A 3108-nucleotide genomic window follows, 5' to 3' on the forward strand; every position below is an offset into this window, starting at 1 on the left:
CCCACCGCCGCGTAGCCCTCGCCGTCGCCCCCGCTGCCGCACGCGGTCAGCGCCGCGCCGAGGCAGAGCGCCGCCGTGAGAAACCCCAGACGCTTCCGTCGCATCGCGCCAGTGTGGCTGACGGACCGTCAACAAGGAAGCGGAAGAGCGAACTTCACCCATCCCGCGACGCGCCGTGGTACCGGCCGCGCCGCGGGCCCCGGGCGTCAGTCCGCGATCAGGCCCTCGCGCAGCTGCGCGAGCGTCCGGGTCAGCAGCCGCGAGACGTGCATCTGCGAGATGCCGACCTCCTCGCCGATCTGCGACTGGGTCATGTTGGCGAAGAAGCGGAGCATGATGATCTGCCGCTCCCGGGGCGGGAGTTTGGCCAGCAGCGGCTTCAGGGACTCGCGGTACTCGACGCCCTCGAGCGCCGTGTCCTCGTAGCCCAGCCGGTCCGCCAGCGAGCCCTCGCCGCCGTCGTCCTCGGGCGACGGGGAGTCGAGCGAGGACGCGGTGTACGCGTTGCCGACCGCGAGGCCGTCGACGACGTCCTCCTCCGACACCCCGAGCACCGCGGCGAGTTCGGGAACGGTCGGCGAGCGGTCCAGCTTCTGCGACAGCTCGTCGCTCGCCTTGGTCAGCGCCAGGCGCAGCTCCTGCAGCCGGCGCGGGACGCGCACCGACCACGAGGTGTCGCGGAAGAAGCGCTTGATCTCGCCGACGACGGTAGGCATCGCGAACGTCGGGAACTCCACGCCGCGTTCGCAGTCGAAACGGTCGATCGCCTTGATCAGACCGATCGTGCCGACCTGGACGATGTCCTCCATCGGCTCGTTGCGGGACCGGAAGCGGGCCGCCGCGTACCGCACCAGGGGCAGGTTGAGCTGGATGAGGGTGTCGCGGACGTAGGTGCGCTCCGGGCTGTCCGCGGCGACGCCGTCGGTGTCCAGGGCGCGCAGCCGGAGGAACAGGGAGCGGGACAGCGTGCGGGTGTCGATGGCTTCCGAGGGCACGAGAAGCGGCGCGGCGGGCTCGCTCTTCGTGAGCGTGAGCACCTTCGAGCTGCCCTGTTCTACGGACATGCCACCCCCTTGAGGTCGCGGACGGTCGCGGCGGCCACGACCATCGGAGGAACGCAGCCTCCACCTGAATACCGGATGCGCGGCTGCGCCAAACGCGGTTCCAGCAGAATGTCACATGTCGGCAACACGCTGTAGTGACTTGTCGACAAGGCGGGGGTGAATATCCGCAGGAAACAAGGGGTGTACGGCATTTGGGGTGCGGCAGAACTGCTCCGAACCGGTCTACCCGTTCCGGTTACGCATCGATCCGATTTGCGGATCTCAACCGGGCGAAGCTGCGGGCGAGGAGCCTTGACACATGCATCTGCGAGACCCCGAGCTCCTGGCTGATCTGAGATTGCGTCAGATTGCTGTAGTAACGGAGCATCAGGATGCGCTGCTCGCGCTCGGGCAGCTGGACGAGCAGGTGTCGGACGAGGTCGCGGTGCTCGACGCCGGCCAGCGCGGGGTCCTCGTACCCGAGCCGGTCGAGCAGTCCCGGCAGCCCGTCGCCCTCCTGGGCGGCCTCCAGGGAGGTGGCGTGGTACGAGCGGCCGGCCTCGATGCAGGCCAGTACCTCGTCCTCGCCGATCTTCAGCCGCTCGGCGATCTCGGCGGTGGTGGGGGAGCGCCCGTGGGCGGTCGTCAGGTCCTCGGTGGCGCCGTTGACCTGGACCCACAGCTCGTGGAGGCGGCGCGGCACGTGGACGGTCCGCACGTTGTCGCGGAAGTACCGCTTGATCTCGCCGACGACGGTGGGCATCGCGAAGGTCGGGAACTGGACGCCCCGGTCGGGGTCGAACCGGTCGATGGCGTTGATCAGGCCGATCGTGCCGACCTGGACGACGTCCTCCATCGGCTCGTTGCGGGAGCGGAAGCGGGCAGCCGCGTACCGCACCAGCGGCAGGTTGGCCTCGATCAGCGCCCCGCGCACCCGGGTGTGCTCCGGAGTGCCCGGCTCCAGGTTCTTCAGCTGTCCGAAGAGCACCTGGGTGAGCGCCCGGGTGTCGGCCCCACGGGTGCTGCGCTCGCGCACGCGGGGGGCGTCGGGCTCGCCGGCCGGGGCCTCCGCGGGCTCGTTCTGGGGCGGCACTTGAGGCGCAGTACTGGCCGGCACGTTCACGCGACCCCTCTGGCTGGGCTTGCTGGTCAACTACGGTCAACTCATCCGTCAAAAGCGGTCATAGCATCACAAGACATGTCCACTGTGTGCAAGCACCGTATATCCACGTGTTGAGGGCAAGTTGAACCCGAAAGGACGCGTGCGACCAGGTCAGGAACCCGGAAGGCCCCCCGCCGCGAAGGCGAGGGGCCGGAAGCAGAAAGGGTCGGCCGGAGCGGCCGGCCGATCAGAACTCGTAGTCCGCGATCACCCACGTGGCGAACTCACGCCACTGGCCCGCGGCCGCCTGGTGGTCCGGGTGCTCGATGTACCGCTTCAGCGCGTCGGTGTCCTCGACCGCCGAATTGATGGCGAAGTCGTACGCGATGGGGCGGTCGGTGATGTTCCAGGCGCACTCCCAGAACGTGAGCTCCGGAATGACTCCGCCGAGCGCCTTGAAGGCCTCGACACCGGCGACGACGCGCGGCTCGTCGCGCTCCACCCCGTCGTTGAGCTTGAACAGGACCAGATGGCGGATCACAGCAGGACTCCTCGTCGGTGGTTCTAGTTGACGAGCTCGGTCATGAACTCGCCGACGCCCTGTGCGGCGGACGATATGCCCTCGAACCCTACCTGGACGAGATCGGCGGCCCGGGCGGGGGAGTTGATGATCGTGTACAGCACAAAGACCACGACTGCGTACAACGCGACTCTCTTCGCCTGGACCATCTGTCCTGCCCTCCCCTGCGCGGTCGCGTGAGTCTAACCGAGGCCGGAAAACGACGAAGGGCCCGGTGTTTTCACACCGGGCCCTTCGACAAGAGCGGTAGCGGAGGGATTTGAACCCTCGGTGACTTGCGCCACACTCGCTTTCGAGGCGAGCTCCTTCGGCCGCTCGGACACGCTACCGAGAGAGAGCTTAGCCCAAAGGTGCCCCCGCGATGAAATCCGTATCCCCCGGCA

4 protein-coding genes and 1 tRNA gene are annotated in these 3108 nt (G+C 68.2%); all 5 read right to left on the reverse strand.

Annotation, left to right across the window (positions count from 1 at the left end):
- Nucleotides 1-206: 206 nt before the first annotated feature.
- Entirely contained in the window at nt 207-1064 is an 858-nt protein-coding gene (locus tag VIU94_RS02750) for an RNA polymerase sigma factor SigF (RefSeq protein ID WP_331907112.1), read from the reverse strand.
- A 235-nt stretch (nt 1065-1299) separates the two neighbouring features.
- Nucleotides 1300-2160 carry an RNA polymerase sigma factor SigF gene (locus VIU94_RS02755; protein WP_331907114.1) on the reverse strand — a complete coding sequence of 287 codons (861 nt, stop codon included), beginning with the start codon at nt 2158-2160 and terminating at the stop codon, nt 1300-1302.
- A 232-nt stretch (nt 2161-2392) separates the two neighbouring features.
- Complete coding sequence (locus tag VIU94_RS02760; protein WP_331907116.1) at nt 2393-2686, reverse strand: Dabb family protein; 294 nt, start codon at nt 2684-2686, stop codon at nt 2393-2395.
- A gap of 23 nt (nt 2687-2709) precedes the next feature.
- The gene (locus VIU94_RS02765; protein ID WP_331907118.1) at nt 2710-2874 is read right to left on the reverse strand and encodes a hypothetical protein; all 165 of its coding nucleotides are present in this window, start codon (nt 2872-2874) and stop codon (nt 2710-2712) included.
- A 95-nt stretch (nt 2875-2969) separates the two neighbouring features.
- Nucleotides 2970-3054 (reverse strand) — tRNA-Ser (locus tag VIU94_RS02770).
- Nucleotides 3055-3108 lie beyond the last annotated feature (54 nt).

Source organism: Streptomyces sp., from assembly GCF_036566765.1.
GTDB lineage: Bacteria > Actinomycetota > Actinomycetes > Streptomycetales > Streptomycetaceae > Streptomyces.

Bases quoted from the DNA above. Each gene is read 5' to 3' on its own strand.
- VIU94_RS02750 (WP_331907112.1), bottom strand. From the start codon at position 1,064: ATGTCCGTAGAACAGGGCAGCTCGAAGGTGCTCACGCTCACGAAGAGC.
- VIU94_RS02765 (WP_331907118.1), bottom strand. From the start codon at position 2,874: ATGGTCCAGGCGAAGAGAGTCGCGTTGTACGCAGTCGTGGTCTTTGTG.